Source organism: Micromonospora sp. L32, assembly GCF_052068055.1.
GTDB lineage: Bacteria > Actinomycetota > Actinomycetes > Mycobacteriales > Micromonosporaceae > Micromonospora > Micromonospora purpureochromogenes.
Genome location: NZ_JBQHDD010000003.1, coordinates 144,579 through 160,595 on the forward strand (window position 1 = coordinate 144,579; position 16,017 = coordinate 160,595).

At 73.6% G+C, this 16,017-nt stretch carries 14 protein-coding genes; 5 read left to right on the forward strand and 9 right to left on the reverse strand.

Going from position 1 to position 16,017, the window contains the following annotated elements; genetic code table 11:
- Window positions 1-67: 67 nt before the first annotated feature.
- A complete protein-coding gene (locus ACTMTB_RS09580) occupies window positions 68-856 on the reverse strand; it encodes a sporulation protein (protein WP_280836400.1) in 789 nt (262 codons plus the stop codon).
- 222 nt (window positions 857-1,078) lie between these two features.
- Between ACTMTB_RS09580 and sigB the strand changes: the two genes are divergently transcribed.
- Together sigB and ACTMTB_RS09590 are read left to right on the forward strand one after the other, a co-directional pair.
- Window positions 1,079-2,095: an RNA polymerase sigma factor SigB gene (sigB, locus tag ACTMTB_RS09585; protein ID WP_441144256.1), complete on the forward strand. Its 1,017-nt coding sequence runs from the start codon at window positions 1,079-1,081 to the stop codon at window positions 2,093-2,095.
- A gap of 92 nt (window positions 2,096-2,187) precedes the next feature.
- Window positions 2,188-2,595 (forward strand): VOC family protein, encoded by a 408-nt coding sequence (locus tag ACTMTB_RS09590; protein WP_441144258.1) that lies wholly within the window; start codon window positions 2,188-2,190, stop codon window positions 2,593-2,595.
- Window positions 2,596-2,603: 8 nt separating this feature from the next.
- On the opposite strand, the gene ACTMTB_RS09595 is transcribed toward ACTMTB_RS09590, so the two are convergent.
- The 3 genes from ACTMTB_RS09595 to ACTMTB_RS09605 are packed head-to-tail and all read right to left on the reverse strand — an operon-like array spanning window position 2,604 to window position 7,272.
- The gene (locus ACTMTB_RS09595; RefSeq protein WP_441144260.1) at window positions 2,604-5,159 is read right to left on the reverse strand and encodes a bifunctional acetate--CoA ligase family protein/GNAT family N-acetyltransferase; all 2,556 of its coding nucleotides are present in this window, start codon (window positions 5,157-5,159) and stop codon (window positions 2,604-2,606) included.
- A gap of 28 nt (window positions 5,160-5,187) precedes the next feature.
- Window positions 5,188-6,369: an acetoin utilization protein AcuC gene (locus tag ACTMTB_RS09600; protein ID WP_441144262.1), complete on the reverse strand. Its 1,182-nt coding sequence runs from the start codon at window positions 6,367-6,369 to the stop codon at window positions 5,188-5,190.
- Window positions 6,370-6,414: 45 nt separating this feature from the next.
- Window positions 6,415-7,272 carry a sulfurtransferase gene (locus ACTMTB_RS09605; protein WP_441144264.1) on the reverse strand — a complete coding sequence of 286 codons (858 nt, stop codon included), beginning with the start codon at window positions 7,270-7,272 and terminating at the stop codon, window positions 6,415-6,417.
- A gap of 94 nt (window positions 7,273-7,366) precedes the next feature.
- On the opposite strand from ACTMTB_RS09605, the gene ACTMTB_RS09610 reads away from it, so the two are divergent.
- The gene (locus ACTMTB_RS09610) at window positions 7,367-8,050 is read left to right on the forward strand and encodes a metal-dependent transcriptional regulator (protein ID WP_334573640.1); all 684 of its coding nucleotides are present in this window, start codon (window positions 7,367-7,369) and stop codon (window positions 8,048-8,050) included.
- 82 nt (window positions 8,051-8,132) lie between these two features.
- On the opposite strand, the gene ACTMTB_RS09615 is transcribed toward ACTMTB_RS09610, so the two are convergent.
- The 3 genes from ACTMTB_RS09615 to ACTMTB_RS09625 all read right to left on the reverse strand — a co-directional run bounded on the left by ACTMTB_RS09615 (window position 8,133) and on the right by ACTMTB_RS09625 (window position 10,464).
- Window positions 8,133-8,681 (reverse strand): hypothetical protein, encoded by a 549-nt coding sequence (locus ACTMTB_RS09615; RefSeq protein ID WP_441144266.1) that lies wholly within the window; start codon window positions 8,679-8,681, stop codon window positions 8,133-8,135.
- Window positions 8,682-8,834: 153 nt separating this feature from the next.
- Window positions 8,835-10,103 carry an MFS transporter gene (locus tag ACTMTB_RS09620; RefSeq protein WP_441144268.1) on the reverse strand — a complete coding sequence of 423 codons (1,269 nt, stop codon included), beginning with the start codon at window positions 10,101-10,103 and terminating at the stop codon, window positions 8,835-8,837.
- Between the two features lie 118 nt (window positions 10,104-10,221).
- Window positions 10,222-10,464 carry a DUF5522 domain-containing protein gene (locus ACTMTB_RS09625; RefSeq protein WP_441144270.1) on the reverse strand — a complete coding sequence of 81 codons (243 nt, stop codon included), beginning with the start codon at window positions 10,462-10,464 and terminating at the stop codon, window positions 10,222-10,224.
- A gap of 199 nt (window positions 10,465-10,663) precedes the next feature.
- On the opposite strand from ACTMTB_RS09625, the gene ACTMTB_RS09630 reads away from it, so the two are divergent.
- Window positions 10,664-11,230 carry a dihydrofolate reductase family protein gene (locus ACTMTB_RS09630; protein ID WP_441144272.1) on the forward strand — a complete coding sequence of 189 codons (567 nt, stop codon included), beginning with the start codon at window positions 10,664-10,666 and terminating at the stop codon, window positions 11,228-11,230.
- A gap of 378 nt (window positions 11,231-11,608) precedes the next feature.
- The gene (locus tag ACTMTB_RS09635; RefSeq protein ID WP_441144274.1) at window positions 11,609-11,926 is read left to right on the forward strand and encodes a TraR/DksA family transcriptional regulator; all 318 of its coding nucleotides are present in this window, start codon (window positions 11,609-11,611) and stop codon (window positions 11,924-11,926) included.
- A gap of 81 nt (window positions 11,927-12,007) precedes the next feature.
- Here ACTMTB_RS09635 and ACTMTB_RS09640 read toward each other — a convergent pair whose 3' ends face one another.
- Together ACTMTB_RS09640 and ACTMTB_RS09645 are read right to left on the reverse strand one after the other, a co-directional pair.
- Window positions 12,008-12,943: a DUF2332 domain-containing protein gene (locus ACTMTB_RS09640; protein ID WP_441144276.1), complete on the reverse strand. Its 936-nt coding sequence runs from the start codon at window positions 12,941-12,943 to the stop codon at window positions 12,008-12,010.
- 174 nt (window positions 12,944-13,117) lie between these two features.
- Window positions 13,118-16,006 (reverse strand): vitamin B12-dependent ribonucleotide reductase, encoded by a 2,889-nt coding sequence (locus ACTMTB_RS09645; protein WP_441144978.1) that lies wholly within the window; start codon window positions 16,004-16,006, stop codon window positions 13,118-13,120.
- Between the last annotated feature and the right edge of the window lie 11 nt (window positions 16,007-16,017).

Here is a 16,017-nt window from a genome sequence, read left to right on the forward strand (position 1 = left end):
TCAGCCGAGCCGGCTTTTCTGACGCAAGCTTCTTGATCACCGGCACCGGGCGGGCCGGGGGTGGGGGTCAGAAGAAGAGGCCGCGGCGTTGGATGGACTGGCGGAGCCAGCCGTCGAGCTGGGCGGCCCAGTCGGTGCGGTCCAGGGTGGCGTGGTCGACGGTGAAGCGGCCGAAGGCGTCGCGGCCCTCGGTGAGGATGCCGCCCCGCTTGTCCATCTCCAGCACCACCTGGGTCTGCTGCGGGTCGCTGATGAAGGTCAGCTCCAGCTGGTTGATTGCGCGGGCGTACTGCGGCGCCGGGTGGAACTCGATCTCCTGGTAGAACGGCAGGCTCTGCCGTACGCCGTAGATGTGCCCCCGCTCGACGTCGGCCCGGGCGAACCGGAAGCCCAGCCGCAGCAGCGCCTCCAGCAGCCGCTCCTGCGCCGGCAACGGGTGCACCGCCACCGGGTCCAGGTCGCCCTTGTCGACGGCCCGCGCCACCTCCAGCTCGGTACGCAGACCCATCGTCATCCCGTGCAGGTGCTGCCCGTACAGGTCGGTCAGCGGGGTCTCCCAGGGCACGTCGAAACGGAACGGGATGTCGTACCGCTGGCCGGGCTCCAGCCGGAACGGGCCGGTGACCTGGCGGCGGCCGAACTCCTGCGTGGTGTCGTACTCGGAGTCGGCGCCCTCCACCTCGACCCGGGTGACCAGGCCGAGGGCCACATAGGAGACGTCCACCTGGTGGTCCCCGCCGGCCACCTGGATCCGTCCCTCCAGTTGACCGCCCGGACGGCAGTTCGGGTTGGCCAGCACGGTTTCCACCGAGGGACCACCCACACCCATCGCCTGCATGAGCCGCTTGAAGACCACCACGTCCTCCGTCGCCTGTTGCGGTCAGCCCCGGTGGCCGACCGCTGGCACGGTAACCGTCGCCGGCAAGCGGACCGGGCGACGACACCCGGCAACCGGCCGGATTGCTGTCGGGTCCCCGATCGCCTCACTCCCGTTTCACGCCCCGGTTGGAAAGCTGTCTGTCACCGGCACCACTGGGGCCGGTACGCGGCACAGAAGCGGACACGGGGAGAGACTGAGATGGCCCTGCAGATGATCGAGAACCAGACGCGCCCGGCCGCCACCATCGACGCCGAGCACGGCACGGAGACCCTGACCGACCTGGACGCGACCGACGAGCGCGGCATCTCCACCGACCTCGTCCGGGCGTACCTGAACGGGATCGGCCGGACGAAGCTGCTGACCGCCGCGCAGGAGGTCGAGCTGGCGAAGCGGATCGAGGCGGGGCTGTTCGCCGACGAGAAGCTCTCCGCCTGCACCCCGGTCTCCGCCGAGCTGAAGAGTGACCTGGAGCTGATCGTGGCGCAGGGCCGCGCCGCCAAGGACCACCTGCTGGAGGCCAACCTCCGGCTGGTGGTGAGCATCGCCAAGCGCTACACCGGGCGCGGGATGGCGTTCCTGGACCTGATCCAGGAGGGCAACCTCGGCCTGATCCGCGCGGTGGAGAAGTTCGACTACGCCAAGGGCTACAAGTTCTCGACGTACGCCACCTGGTGGATCCGGCAGGCGATCACCCGGGCGATGGCCGACCAGGCCCGCACCATCCGCATCCCGGTGCACATGGTCGAGCAGGTCAACCGGATGGTCCGGGTCCGCCGCGAGCTGTCGGTCTCGCTGGGCCGGGAGCCCACCGTGGCCGAGGTGGCCGTCGCCCTGGAGATCCCCGAGTACCAGGTGATCGAGCTGATCTCGTACGACCGGGAGCCGGTCAGCCTGGACCAGGCCGTCGGCGAGGACGGCGAGAGCGCGCTGGGTGACTTCGTCGCCGCGGTGGACCCGCGCCAGGAGCCGGGTGACGCGGCCGCCAACGGTGAGCTGCGCAACGAGGTGAGCATCGTGCTGGCCACCCTCTCCCAGCGGGAGCAGGCGGTGATCCGGCTGCGGTTCGGCCTGGACGACGGCCGGCAGCGCACCCTGGACGAGGTGGGCAAGGAGTTCGGCCTGTCCCGGGAGCGGATCCGGCAGATCGAGAAGGTGACGCTGCTCAAGCTGCGCGCGCCGGAGCGGGCACAGCGGCTGGAGGCGTACGCCTGCTGACCCGACCCCGATCGGAGGGCCCCGGCGGTTCGCCGGGGCCCTCCGGCGTGTGGCGCTCGGGTGATGTCGTACTCCTCGGGCAGGCTCGGCGGATGAACTGGACGCTGGAAGTGGTGGTGGTACCGGTCAGCGACGTGGACCGGGCCAAGGAGTTCTACGCCGACCGGCTCGGCTTCGCCGTCGACCACGACACCCGCATCGGCGACGACGTGCGCATCGTGCAGCTCACTCCCCCGGGTTCCGGCTGCTCGGTCGTGATCGGCCGCGGCGCCGTGCCCGACATGCCGCCGGGCTCGCTCAAGGGCCTCCAACTGGTGGTGCCCGACCTGGAGAAGGCCCGCGCGGAGCTGGTCGCGCGGGGCGTGGAGGTCAGCGAGATCCAGGTGTTGGGCGAGAATCGCCGGCCGGTGCCGCACCCGCTGGACAATGTGGGCTTCGTCTTCTTCACCGACCCGGACGGCAACGCCTGGGGCGTGCAGCAGATCTCCAGCCGCGGCTGAGCCGCGACTCAGAGGCGCCGGGGGCCGGTGTCCGGGCGGGCGCCCGCCGAGCCGATCCGGACGCCGGCGTGCAGCACCGAGATGCCGTCCGGCCGAGCCAGCACCGGGTTCAACGTCAGCGACCGGACCCGGGGCTGCTCGTCGGCGAGCCGGCCGACCCGCAGCAGCAGGTCGACCAGGGCCGCCCGGTCCACCGGCGCCGCGCCCCGATGCCCGCGCAGCAGCGGCGCCGCCCGTGGCTCGTCGACCAGCTCGGCGGCGTCCCGGTCGGTCAGCGGCACCGCCCGCCAGGCCCGGTCACCGAGCAGTTCGGTGGCGACGCCGCCCAGACCGAAGCCGACCACCGGCCCGAACGCCGGGTCCTCCATCAGCTCCACCACGCACGCCACGCCGGGCGGGACCATCGGCTGGACCAGCACGTCCGGGCCGAAGACCGGGGCCATCTCGGCGTACGCGCGGCGCAGCGCGACCGGGTCGGCCAGGTCGAGGCGTACCGCGCCGAGGTCGAGCCGGTGCCGCAGGCCGGCGGCGGCGGCCTTGAGCGCCACCGGCCAGCCGAGCCGGTCGGCGGCGGCCACCGCCTCGTCGGCCGTGGCGGCCGGCGCGGAGCCGACCACGTCGATCCCGTACGCGGCGAGCAGCCCGGCCGGGTCGGTGGCGTCGGCGCGCAGCGCGGCCTGCCCGGCGACGGGGTCCACCCGGGGCAGGTCGGGCAGCGTGCCCGGGTCCCGGCGCAGCCAGGCCGCGTACGTGGTGACCCGGGCCAGCGCCCGCACCGCCTCTTCCACGCTCGGGTACGCCGGCACGCCGGCCGGCACCCGCCCGGCCAGGAACGTCGCCACGGTGGGCTTCCCGGCGGCGAGCGCGGTCGGCAGGGCGGCGGTGAAGTCCGCCTCCTCCATGGTGACCTGGCCGGGCAGCGGCGGGGCGAAGACGGCGACCAGCGCGTCCACCCCCGGGTCCGCGGTCGCCTCGGCCAGTGCCGTGCTGAACTCGGCGGTGCCCGCACGCGGGCCGACGTCACGCGGGTACCCGTCGGCGACGGTGAGCCCCTGGGCGGCGCAGGCGGTGGCGGCGAGCCCGGTCAACGCCGAGGAGTTGCCGACCACGCCGACCCGGGGGCCGACGGGCAGCGGCTGGCGGGCCAGCAGCAGACCGACGTCGAGCAGCTCGGCGACCGTGTCCACCCGGATCACCCCGGACTGGGCGAACAGCGCGCTGACCGCGGCGGCGTCCAGCGCCGGCCCCGCGCCGAGCCCGGCCGGGCGGGCCAGCGAGGCGAGCGCGACCACCGGCTTGTCCCGACCGATCCGCCGGGCCAGCCGGGCGAACTTGCGCGGGTTCCCGAAGGTCTCCAGGTAGAGCAGGATCACGTCGGTGCCCGGGTCGTCCTGCCAGTACTGGAGCAGGTCGTTGCCGGAGACGTCGGCCCGGTTGCCGGCCGAGACGAAGCTGGACAGGCCCAGCCCGCGCCGCTGCGCCTCGGCGAGCAGCGCCACGCCGAACACACCGGACTGGCTGAACAGGCCGACCCGGCCGGGAGCCGGCAGGACGGGGGCGAGGGTGGCGTTGAGGCGTACCTTCTCGTCGGTGTTGGCCACGCCCAGGCAGTTCGGGCCGACCACGCGCATGCCGGCGGCGTGCGCGGCGCGGACCAGCGCGCGCTGCGCCGCCGCGCCCTCGCCCCCGGCCTCGGCGAAGCCGGCGGAGATGACCACCAGGCCGTGCGCGCCGGCGGCGGCGGCGTCCGCCACCACCAGGGCCGCCGCGTCGGGGGCCACGGCGACGACCGCCAGGTCGATCTCGAGACCGGCGTCGGCCGCGGACGGGTACGCGGGCAGCCCGGCCACGGTGGCCGCACTGGGGTGCACCGGCACGATCGCGCCCGGGTAGCCGCCGTCACGCAGGTGCCCGAGCACGGCCGCGCCGACGCCCTGCCCGGTGGCGCTGGCGCCGTAGACGGCGATGCCGCGCGGGGCGAGCAGCCGGGCGATCGAGCGGGCCTCGGTGCGGTGCTCCCGGCCGCGCTGCACCTCCAGCGTCGACTCGGTCGGGGCGATCGGGAAGCTCAGGTGCACCACGCCGTCGGCGAACTGGCGCTGGACCTGGTAACCGAAGTCGGAGAAGACCCGCAGCATCGCGCCGTTGGCGGGGAGCACCTCGGCCACGAAGTGCACGATGCCGGCGCGCCTGGCCGCGTCGGCGAGGTGCTCCAGCAGCACCGAGCCGATCCCCCGCCCCTGGTAGGCGTCCTCGACCACGAACGCGACCTCGGCCTCCGGGGCTTCCGGGCCGAGCCGCTCGTACCGGCCGACGGCGACGATCCGGTCCCCGGCGAGCACCACGAAGGCCTCCCGGTCGCGGTGGTCGACGTTGACGAAGCGCTGCAGGTCGCGGTTGGGGATGCGCGGGTACGGGGAGAAGTAGCGCAGGTAGCGGGTGCGCTCGGAGAAGCGCGAGTGCATCGCCACGATCGCCGGCCCGTCCTCGGGGCGGATCGGACGCAGCTGGCCGGTGCTGCCGTCGCTGAGCAGCACGTCCACCGGTTGGTCGACAGTGGTCACCGGTCGGTCCCCTCCCCAGGCCACCGGCTCAGTCGCGCGGGTCGTGCGGGTCGAGCCCGAGCAGCGGGAAGACCGCCTTGCGGGTGGCGGCGATCGCCCGGTCCACGGAGGTCGGCTCGCCGGTCGGCTGCCACGGCTCGTACCCCGGGTCGACGTCGTCGGTCATCCGCAGCGGGATCTCCCGGCCGGGCAGCCGCTTGGCGACCAGTTCCCGCCAGGCCGGCGGGGTCAGGGTGGCCGGCGCGATCGGGTCGCCGCCGGCGATCGCCAGCAGGTGGGTCCACGCCCGGGGCACCACCTCGGCCAGCGCGTACCCGCCGCCGCCGGTGGCGACCCAGCGACCTTCGCAGAGCTCGTCGGCGAGCGCCCGCAGGGCCAGGTAGGTGGCGCGCTGCCCGTCGACGGTGAGGTGCAGGTCGGCCAGCGGGTCCATCCGGTGCCCGTCCGCGCCGCACTGGGTCACCAGGATCTGCGGCCGGAACGCGCGCAGCACCGACGGCACGATCGCGTGGAAGGCGCGCTGCCAGCCGGCGTCGTCGATGCCGGGCGGCAGCGGCACGTTGACCGCGCTGCCCTCCGCGCCCGGACCGCCGGTCTCGTCGGGGAAACCGGTGCCGGGGAAGAGCGCCAGCGGGGTCTCGTGCAGGCTGACCGTGAGCACCCGCGGGTCCCGGTAGAACATCTCCTGCACGCCGTCGCCGTGGTGCACGTCCACGTCCACGTACGCGATCCGCTCGGCGCCCAGGTCGAGCAGGCGGGCGATGGCCACCGCCGGGTCGTTGTAGACGCAGAAGCCGGCGGCCCGGTCCGGCATGGCGTGGTGCAGCCCACCGGCCACGTTCACCGCGCGGCGGGCCTCACCCCGCCAGACCGCCTCGGCGGCGGCGACGCTGGCCCCGGCGATCAGCGCGCTGGACTCGTGCATTCCCTCGAAGGCGGGATTGTCGGAGGTGCCCAGCCCGTAGCCGGCGAAGAGCGGGTCGCGCGGCGCGGCCCGGACGGCGTCCAGGTAGTCCGGCTGGTGCACCCGGGTGAGCAGCGCGTCGTCGGCCGGCGTCGGCCGGACCAGGCGGACCCCGGGCCGGTCGAGGACACCCAACTCCCGGGCCAGCGCCATGGTCAGCTCGACCCGCACCGGGTCGAGCGGGTGCTCCCCCATGTCGTAGGCGAGCAGGGCCTCGTCCCACACCACCACCGTGTCGTCCGACATGGGATTATCGTCGCACGAGCGCCCGCCGCCCACCGCACGCGCTGCTCAGCGCTGTGGTGTCTCGCCGGTGGCCACCGGCCGGTCCGGGTCGGCCACCCAGTTGCTCCACGAGCCGACGTAGAGCGCGGCGTCCGGTCGCCCCGCCAGGTGCAGGGCGAACACCGCTTGGGCGGCGGTCACCCCCGACCCGCAGTACGCCCCGACCGGCGTGCCCTCGGTCACCCCGGCGGCGGCGAACCGCTCGCGCAGCGCCTCGGCGGCCGGGAAGCGCCCCTCGGTGACGTACTCCGGGGCGGGCAGGTTCACCGCGCCCGGCACGTGCCCGGCGACGGGGTCGATCGGCTCGGTCTCGCCCCGGTAGCGGGGCGCGGCCCGGACGTCGAGGAGGACGCCTTCGTCGGCGGCGGCGAGCGCCGCCGCGGCGGCGGTGTCCAGCACCGGCAGCGCGCCGGGGCGGACGGTCACGTCACCCGGGGGCGGGGCGGGCGCCTCGGTGGAAATGGGCAGGCCGGCGGCGAGCCAGGCCGGCCACCCGCCGTGCAGCAGCCGTACCGGTCGGTGCCCGACCCAGCGCAGGGTCCACCAGGCGCGGGCGGCGGCCATGCCGTCGCCGCCGTCGTACACGACGACGGGGTGACCGGCGCGGACGCCGGCGGCCCGCAGCACGGCCTGCAGGGCGGCCGGGTCGGGCAGCGGGTGCCGGCCGGCGGCGCCGGGCGGCCCGCAGAGCGCGGTGTCCAGGTCGACGAAGACCGCGCCGGGCAGGTGACCTGCGGCGTAGTCCTCGCGGCCGGGCGGCCCGGTCAGCCGCCAGCGCACGTCGAGCAGGGTGGGCGGGTCGGGCTCGGCGAGCGCGGCGACGAGCTGCTCGGCCTCGATCAGCGGCTCCTCAGTTCCGGACATGGCGACCAGTCAACACCATCCGGGCAGCGACCTGGCGGTTCGGCACCGGCCATTGTCGGGGCTGCGGGGTAGCATCGTGCACCGGAGGGCTGACGTGAAACACGATTTGGTCGACACGACCGAGATGTACCTTCGCACCATCCTCGAGCTCGAGGAGGAGGGTGTGCCGCCGCTGCGCGCGCGGATCGCCGAACGGCTGCGCCAGAGCGGGCCCACCGTCAGCCAGACCGTCGCCCGGATGGAGCGCGACGGGCTGCTCACCGTCGAGGGCGACCGGCACCTGACGCTGACCCCGCAGGGTCGCAACAGCGCCGTGTCCGTGATGCGCAAGCACCGCCTCGCCGAGCTGCTGCTGGTCAACGTCATCGGGATGCCCTACGAGGAGGCCCACGAGGAGGCCTGCCGGTGGGAGCACGTGATGAGCGACGCCGTGGAGAAGCGGGTCTACGACCTGCTCAACCGACCCACCCGCTCGCCGTACGGCAACCCGATCCCGGGGCTGGAGGAGCTGGGCTCACCGGAGCCCGAGGCCGACACGGTCGAGGGTGAGCGCAACCTGGCCTTCCCCGGCCTCTCCGGGACGGTCGTGGTCCGGCGGATCTGCGAGAGCGTGCAGACCGACGCCGACGTGCTGCGCCAGCTGCACGCCGCCGGCGTCGACCCGGGCGCCACGGTCACCGTCGCGCAGGAGCGGGACGGGGTGTTCATCGACCGCTCGGGCGAGCGGGTCCGGCTGCCCCGCGAGGTCGCCTCGCGGGTCTTCGTCGCCGCCCACTGACGGCTCGGGCCGCCTGCTCTCCGGGGTGACTGCCTCGGTCCGCGCGGGCGGCCCGCTTCCCTGACGCGCCCTGCCCCGAGCCTCACCTGGCCCGGGTGTTGATCTTCTTCGCCAGGGCGACCAGCTTGCCGGTCAGCTCCTCGGCCTCGGCCTTCGGTGCGCCACGCTCACACGTCCACTGCAGGGTGGCCAACCGGTCCTCGGTGGCCAGCCAGCCGACCTCGGCGACCGGACCCTGCTTCGCCGTCTTGCCCAGGGTGCGGCGGTAGGCGACCTGGCCCAGCTTCGACACCTTCGTCGTCCCCGCGGGCAGCACGTCCGCGTTGAAGGTGGCGACGTCGATCGAGGTGTCGGTGACGGTCAGCGTCAGCTCGGGCAGGGTGGCCCCCTCGGCGCGGACCACGCAGGTGTGGGTGTCGCCCTTGTCGCTGGCGGCGGCCACGTCGAACCGGACGCCGAGGTGCTCCTCGATCACCGCGAAGTCCAGCAGCCGGCACGCGCCACCCGATGACGCGGCGGCCACCTCCACCGTCACCGGGTCCACCGCTGGCACGGCCACCGGTCGGGGCTGGGCGCCGCAGCCGGTGGTCAGCAGGACGGCTGAGGCGGTGAGCCAGATCCGCGCGTGCACGGGGAACCTCCGCGGTCGTCGGCGGGGGCCCGCCGGATATCCGTCGGACACCGTACGGGCAACCCGTGCCGACGCGAAAGTCCTTCGGGGCGCGCCCGAGGCCGGCCCTCGTCGAGGGTCGCGGTCCGCGACCACGACGTCACGCCGACCTCTTCAGGCGGGAGGCAGGTCGCGCATCCGCCGCAGTGGGGAGCAGACCACGAAGAGCGCCGCGCTCCACATCCCCAGCGTCGTCACGACCAGCGCCGGTCGCAGCCCCCACTGGCTGCCCAGCGTCCCGCCGAAGAGCGCGCCGAGCGGCACCACCCCGAAGCAGATCCACAGGAACGAGGCGTTGACCCGGCCGAGCAGTTCCGGCGGGGTGATGCGCTGCCGGTACGACAGGATGGCGACGTTGAACAGCACCGCGTTGGCGGAGAACGCGGCGAGGCCGACGGCGTAGAGCGCCAGGCCCCACCCGGGCCGGGCCAGCGGCACCAGCAGGTAGAGCGGCCCCGGCGCCGCCATCGCGACCCAGATCACCCGCGCCGAGCCGATCCACCGGGAGAGCCGGTCGGCCAACGCGCCGCTGACCAGCCCGCCCACCGCGCCGAGGGAGAAGACCAACCCGACCACCGCCGGGGCGGCGCCCAGCTCCCGCACCAGGTAGGTGACCTCCAGCGAACTGGTCGCCATGGCGAAGAAGTTGGACGTGGTGCAGCAGGCCAGGATCCGTACCAGGATCGGCTGCCGGCGGACGAACCCCAGCCCCTCGGTGAGGGCGACCCGCACCGGCACCCGATCGCCGGTGGCGGGTCGGGCGGCGGTCGGCTGCCGGATCAGCAGCAGCGTCACCGCGCTGACCACGAAGGCCAGCGCGGTGCCGAGGAAGGTCCGCGCCGCGCCCACGAGCCCGGTCAGCGCCCCACCGACCATCGGCCCGACCAGTTGGGCCCCGTCCTGGCTGACGGCGAGCCGGGAGTTGCCCTCGACGAGTTGGCCCGCCGGCACGAGCCGGGGCACGGTGCTTTTGTACGCCACGGTGAACAGCACCGTCAGCACGCCGGAGAGCCCGACCACGACGTACAGGAAGGGCAGGGTGAGGCGGCCGACCAGGGCGACCACCGGCAGCGACAGCAGCAGCGCGGCGCGGCCGAGGTCGCAGGCGACCATCAGCCGCCGCGGGTCGACCCGGTCCGCGAGCAGGCCGGCGGGGAGCGAGAAGATCAGGTACGGCAGCCACGCCAGGAAGGTCAGCAGGGAGACCTGGAACACGCTCGCACGCAGGGTGTCGGCGGCGAGCAGCGGTACCGCCACCCCGGAGATCCGGGTGCCGACCTCGCTGACCGTCTGACCGCCCCAGAGCAGGGCGAAGTCCCGGCTGCGCCAGAGCGGCTCGGGGCGGGGCCGCACCAGCGTGGCGGCCTCCGGATGCCGAGTCACGGGTCACCACTTTCCAGCGGCAGGACGGCCCACGAGGCCGGCACCGAACCGGCGGCTCGGCCGACCCAACCTAGGCGGCGCCACCGGTGCGGGCACCCGAATATCGCCTGGCCGGCGGTCAGTCGTCGACGTACGGGCAGTGCCGGCAGCCGCGCCCGCAGCAGGTGCCCCGGCGGGCCAGGAAGCCGGCGCTGAGCACGAAGAGCCCGCTGGCCGGGTCGAGGTAGCCGGCCTCACCGGCGGCGAGCGCGGCGGCGTGGGCCGCGAGGATCCGCTCCCGGTCGGGGTGCTCCGGCGGCAGCCGGGACGGGTGCGGCTCGGTCAACGATCGGTCCGCCAACGGTCGCCGCTCTGCACCCACCGGCGCAGTCTACGGAGCCGTCCGCCGCCTCCGGCACGCGTCACCCGCCGGGGCCAGCACGGTCACCTGCCCGGTTGTCCGGTCCCGGCGAGCGCCCGACGGGAGTGGACCCGGGACATACCGGCCGACCTGACCGATCGTGTCGTAGGGCTGCGGAATGCTGGACGCCGACGGGGGTTCGACTGTGGAAGGACGGCAGATGCGGAAGATCGTCGTACACCTGAGCGTGTCGCTCGACGGGTTCTTCGAGGGCCCCGGCGGCAGCCTCGACTGGCACCAGGTCGACGACGAGCTGCACCGGCACTTCAACGCCGAGCTGCGCACCATGGGCGGCTTCCTCAACGGGCGTCGCAGCTACCAGCTGATGGCCGAATTCTGGCCGACCGCCGACCGGGACCCGGCCAGCACCGCCCCGGTGGTGGAGTTCGCCGGCATCTGGCGGGACATGCCGAAGATCGTCTACTCCCGGACGCTGGACACGGTCGACTGGAACGCCACCCTGGTCCGGGACGTCGTACCCGACGAGGTACGGCGGCTCAAGGCCGAGCCGGGCGGCGACCTGGCCCTCGGCGGGGCGGACCTGCTCAGCACCTTCCTGCGGCACGACCTGGTCGACGAGTACCGGCTCTACGTCCACCCGGTCGTGCTCGGCGGCGGCCGCCAGCTCTTCCCCGCGTCGGGCGACCGGCAGCCGCTGCGCCTGACCGGGACCCGCACCTTCGGCAACGGCGTCGTCCTGCTGCGGCACGAGCGCGCCCGGGACTGACGCCGACCGGCGCGCCCAGGCCCGCCGGCGGCACCGGCGGGACCTACTGCGCATCGGCGGGGGCGGCGCAGGTAAGGCGTTGGCTTTCCGGTCGGCCCGGCCTATGGTGGCCGGATGCGTCTGTCCGGGCAGCAGGAGAGGACCGCCGTCAGCACGACGGCGGCGCCTGCTGCTGTCCGCCGGCCTGCCCTTGCAGTCACCGTGGCGACCCGCGTCGTGCGAGTCGCCGTCGCGCCGTCGCGCGCCGGCTCGGTCGCCCCCGGACTGCCGAGCCCCGCCGGACGTAGCCCTCCTGGACCGGTACACACCACGTGAACGGCCACCAGGGCGAAGCTTCCACAGCTTCGGCCCTTTTTTCTTTTTCCGAGGAGCTACGCCATGACCACGCACACCCAGCCGGGCCGGCAGAACTGGATCGACGAACTGCGGTCGACCCTGACGTCCGACTTCGAGATGCACACCGCCCGGCTGACCGAACTCACCGCCGACACCGGTGATCCGGCCGAGGCCCACACCCGGGACGCGCTGCTCGCCGCGACCCGGCAGAGCCTGGAACAGATCACCGGGGCGCTGCGGCGCATCGCCGAGGGCCGGTACGGGAGCTGCGAGCGGTGCGCCGGGCCGATCCCCCGGGAACGCCTGGAGGTGCTCCCGCACGCCCGCTTCTGCGTGCCCTGCCAGCAGAAGCAGCGCTGACGTACGGGGCGTGGGCTGCCGCACCGACGCGGCAGCCCCGCTCGTCCGGATTCGGCCGCTGCGGGGCCCGGAGAGTCCGGGTCAGCCGAACCAGGTCATCGCCTGTCCGTGCGAGCGGGTCCAGGCGAGCGGCCGTCCGTCGAGCGCCAGCACGTTGTACAGCGCCTCGCCCGGCGGCTCCGGCAGCCCGTCGTGGGCCAGCACCTCCGGGGCCTCGTTCGAGATCCAGTGGCCGGGCAGCCCGCGTACCTGCTCGGTGAACGCCTGCCGCCGCGGGGCCGGCACCTGGTAGAGCACGGAGGTGTGGAACACCACCAGCGTCGCCCCGGCCGGCGCCCACGCTGCCAGCGCCGGCAGGTCGTCCACCAGGTCGCCGCGGACCAGCAGCGGCGGCTCGGCCGCGGCGACGGCCGCCGCCGACCGGAGCCGGGCTCGGCGGTGCTCGTGCTCCGGCCAGATGAGGGCGTCGAGCCAGTCGACGTCGGCGGGATCGGTCACGTCGAGCGGATTCAGGTCCAGGCCGGCCCGCCACACCACCTCCGGTAGGCGGCTCGGCGGCGCCATTCCGGTGGCCGCGCACTCGCAGACCGGTTCGCCCGCGCCGAGCAGGTGCTCGCCGTAGCGGTAGGCGTACCGGTCGGGGTAGAGACAGAGCCCGGCAGAGGCGCCGACCTCCAGCAGCGCGAGCGGCTGCGGCAACGCGGCGAGCACCGGCAGCAGCACGGCACACCGCCCCGGCTCGTTCGTCTGAGTGGCCCGGGTGCGCAGCTCCGCCTCGACCGCCGACCAGTTCGCCACCGTGAAGTCGCGGAACGCGGCCGGGTCGGCGACCGGCCCGCCGAGCCACCGCACGACGCCGAACAGCAGATTCGGCTGCCGCTTGCCCGGCGGCAGCGTGCCGAGCAGGGCGAGCAGTTCCTCGTCGCGCGAGACGGCGAGGGCCAGGCGCTCGTACCCGGGCGACACCCCGCGCGTCTCACGCGCGGCGAACTCGGCGTAGCTCGCGGCGGTGGTCATGTTCCGATCATCGCAGTGATCCCGGACGCGTTCCACCGTGGCGACGTCCGCCAGTGGGTGGCCGCCGACGGGCCCCGCACCATGCGGAATGTCCCCCGCACCGTAGCGGTGCGGGGGACATTCCGATGGTCGGGCCGGCGACAGGTCGACCGACCTGCCGCCCACCGGGTCAGGTCAGCTGCAGCCGCTGGTGGAGCCGCAGCCCTCGCAGACGTAGCAGCTACCGGCGGGGCGCATCTTCGTGCCGCAGGTGAAGCAGAGCGGCGCGTCGGCCGCCTTGCCGATCACCGCCTCCAGCAGCTCGGTGGAGGAGCCCACCGCCGGCGCCGGCTTGGCGGCGGCGACGTCGGCGACCTCCTGGGCCGGCTGGGCGACCGGACCGGTCTTCGTCTCTGGCGACTCCACCGGCGCGGAGGACGCCATGGCGGTGAGGTCGGTGCCGGCGCTCTCCGCCTCGGCCTCGGCCCGCAGCTGGGCGGCCCGCTCCTGGGCGGTGAAGATGCCCAGCTCCGCGCGGCGCTCGTACGGCAGGAAGTCCAGGGCCAGGCGACGGAAGATGTAGTCCATCACCGAGGCGGCCATCCGCACGTCCGGGTCGTCGGTCATGCCGGCCGGCTCGAAGCGCATGTTGGTGAACTTGCTGACGAACGTCTCCAGCGGCACGCCGTACTGGAGGCCGATCGAGATGGCCACCGAGAAGGCGTCCATCACGCCGGCCAGGGTCGAGCCCTGCTTGGACATCTTGAGGAAGACCTCGCCGAGGCCGTCGTCCGGGTAGGACGACGCGGTGAGGTAGCCCTCGGCCCCGCCGACGGAGAAGCTGACCGTCTCCGACGGGCGCTTCTTCGGCAGCCGCTTGCGCACCGGCCGGTACTCGACGACCTTCTCGACCGCCGGGGCGGCGGTCTCGACGGCGGCCGGGGCCGACTCGACGGCCTTGTTCGGCTTGGCCACCGACAGCGGCTGGCCGACCTTGCAGTTGTCCCGGTAGATCGCCAGGGCCTTGAGGCCGAGCTTCCAGCCCTCGAAGTAGATCTTCTCGACGTCCTCGACGGTGGCCTGCTCCGGCATGTTGACCGTCTTGGAGATGGCGCCGGAGATGAACGGCTGGACCGCCGCCATCATCCGCACGTGTCCCATCGGGGCGATGGAGCGCTCGCCCATCGCGCAGTCGAAGACCGGGTAGTGCTCCGGCTTGAGGCCGGGGGCGTCCACCACGTGGCCGTGGTCGGCGATGTGCTCGACGATCGCCTCGACCTGCTCCTCGGGGTACCCGAGGCTGCGCAGGGCGCGCGGCACGGTCTGGTTGACGATCTGCATGGAGCCGCCGCCGACCAGCTTCTTGAACTTGACCAGCGCCAGGTCCGGCTCGACGCCGGTGGTGTCGCAGTCCATCATCAGGCCGATGGTGCCGGTCGGGGCGAGCACGCTGGCCTGCGAGTTGCGCCAGCCGAACTTGTCGCCGACCTTGTTGCCCTCGGTCCACTGCTTGGTGGCCTCCCGCTGGATCGCGGTGGCGACCGTGCCGGCCGGCTTGATCGCGTCGTTGGCCGCGGCGTGCTTGCGCATGACCCGCTTGTGCGGCTCGGCGTTGCGGGCGTAGCCCTCGTACGGGCCGACGATGCCGGCCAGCTCGGCCGAGCGGCGGTACGCGGTGCCGGTCATCAGCGAGGTGATCGCCGCGGCGACCGAGCGGCCCTGCTCCGAGTCGTACGGCAGGCCCGACGCCATCAGCAGCGCGCCCAGGTTGGCGTAGCCGATGCCGAGCTGCCGGTAGGCGCGGGTGGTCTCGCCGATCTTCTCGGTCGGGAAGTCGGCGAAGCAGATCGAGATGTCCATCGCGGTGATGACGAACTCGACCGACCGGACGAACTTCTCCACCTCGAAGCCGCCGTCGGCGCGGAGGAACTTCATCAGGTTGAGCGAGGCCAGGTTGCACGAGGAGTTGTCCAGGTGCAGGTACTCCGAGCACGGGTTCGACGCGGTGATCCGCCCGGTCTCCGGGCAGGTGTGCCAGTCGTTGATGGTGTCGTCGTACTGCAGGCCGGGGTCGGCGCACTCCCAGGCGGCCTGGGAGATGGTGCGGAACAACTTCTTGGCGTCGATCGTCTCGATGGTCTGCCCGTCGAGCCGGCCGCGCAGGTCGAAGCCGCCGCCGTTCTCCACCGCGGTCATGAACTCGTCGGAGACCCGGACCGAGTTGTTGGCGTTCTGGTACTGCACGCTGACGATGTCGGCGCCGCCCAGGTCCATGTCGAAGCCGGCGTCCCGCAGCGCGCGGATCTTGTCCTCCTCGCGCGCCTTGGTGACCACGAACTCCTCGATGTCCGGGTGGTCCACGTCGAGGATGACCATCTTGGCCGCGCGCCGGGTGGCGCCGCCGGACTTGATGGTCCCGGCGGAGGCGTCGGCGCCGCGCATGAAGCTGACCGGGCCGGAGGCGGTGCCGCCGGAGGAGAGCAGCTCGCGGGAGGAACGGATCCGGGACAGGTTGACGCCGGAGCCGGAGCCGCCCTTGAAGATCAGCCCCTCCTCCTTGTACCAGTCCAGGATGGAGTCCATCGAGTCGTCGACCGCGAGGATGAAGCAGGCGCTGACCTGCTGCGGCGACGGGGTGCCGACGTTGAACCAGACCGGGGAGTTGAAGCTGAACACCTGGTGCAGCAGCATCCAGGTCAGCTCGTGCGCGAAGACCTCGGCGTCCGCCGCGGTGGCGAAGTAGCCGTGCTCCTCACCGGCCTTGCGGTACGTGGTGACCACCCGGTCGATCAGCTGCTTGAGCGACCACTCGCGCTCCGGGGTCCCCACCGCGCCCCGGAAGTACTTGGTGGTCACGATGTTGGCCGCGTTGACGCTCCAGGACTCGGGGAACTCCACCCCGCGCTGCTCGAAGTTGATCGAGCCGTCCCGCCAGTTCGTCATCACGACGTCGCGGCGCTCCCACGCCACCTCGTCGTAGGGGTGCACGCCCTCGGTCGTCCAGACCCGCTGCACCTTGAGCCCGGTCACCGCGCCGTTCTTCGCTGCCCGCGACCGGCTGGCTGTCACGCCGTCCCCCGCCATCTCATCCGCCC

What these genes read in the sequence shown, in the direction of transcription:
- sigB (WP_441144256.1), top strand. Translation starts at nt 1,079, where the DNA reads ATGGCCCTGCAGATGATCGAGAACCAGACGCGCCCGGCCGCCACCATC.
- ACTMTB_RS09590 (WP_441144258.1), top strand. Translation starts at nt 2,188, where the DNA reads ATGAACTGGACGCTGGAAGTGGTGGTGGTACCGGTCAGCGACGTGGAC.
- ACTMTB_RS09600 (WP_441144262.1), bottom strand. Translation starts at nt 6,369, where the DNA reads ATGTCGGACGACACGGTGGTGGTGTGGGACGAGGCCCTGCTCGCCTAC.
- ACTMTB_RS09605 (WP_441144264.1), bottom strand. Translation starts at nt 7,272, where the DNA reads ATGTCCGGAACTGAGGAGCCGCTGATCGAGGCCGAGCAGCTCGTCGCC.
- ACTMTB_RS09630 (WP_441144272.1), top strand. Translation starts at nt 10,664, where the DNA reads ATGCGGAAGATCGTCGTACACCTGAGCGTGTCGCTCGACGGGTTCTTC.
- ACTMTB_RS09635 (WP_441144274.1), top strand. Translation starts at nt 11,609, where the DNA reads ATGACCACGCACACCCAGCCGGGCCGGCAGAACTGGATCGACGAACTG.
- ACTMTB_RS09640 (WP_441144276.1), bottom strand. Translation starts at nt 12,943, where the DNA reads ATGACCACCGCCGCGAGCTACGCCGAGTTCGCCGCGCGTGAGACGCGC.
- ACTMTB_RS09645 (WP_441144978.1), bottom strand. Translation starts at nt 16,006, where the DNA reads ATGGCGGGGGACGGCGTGACAGCCAGCCGGTCGCGGGCAGCGAAGAAC.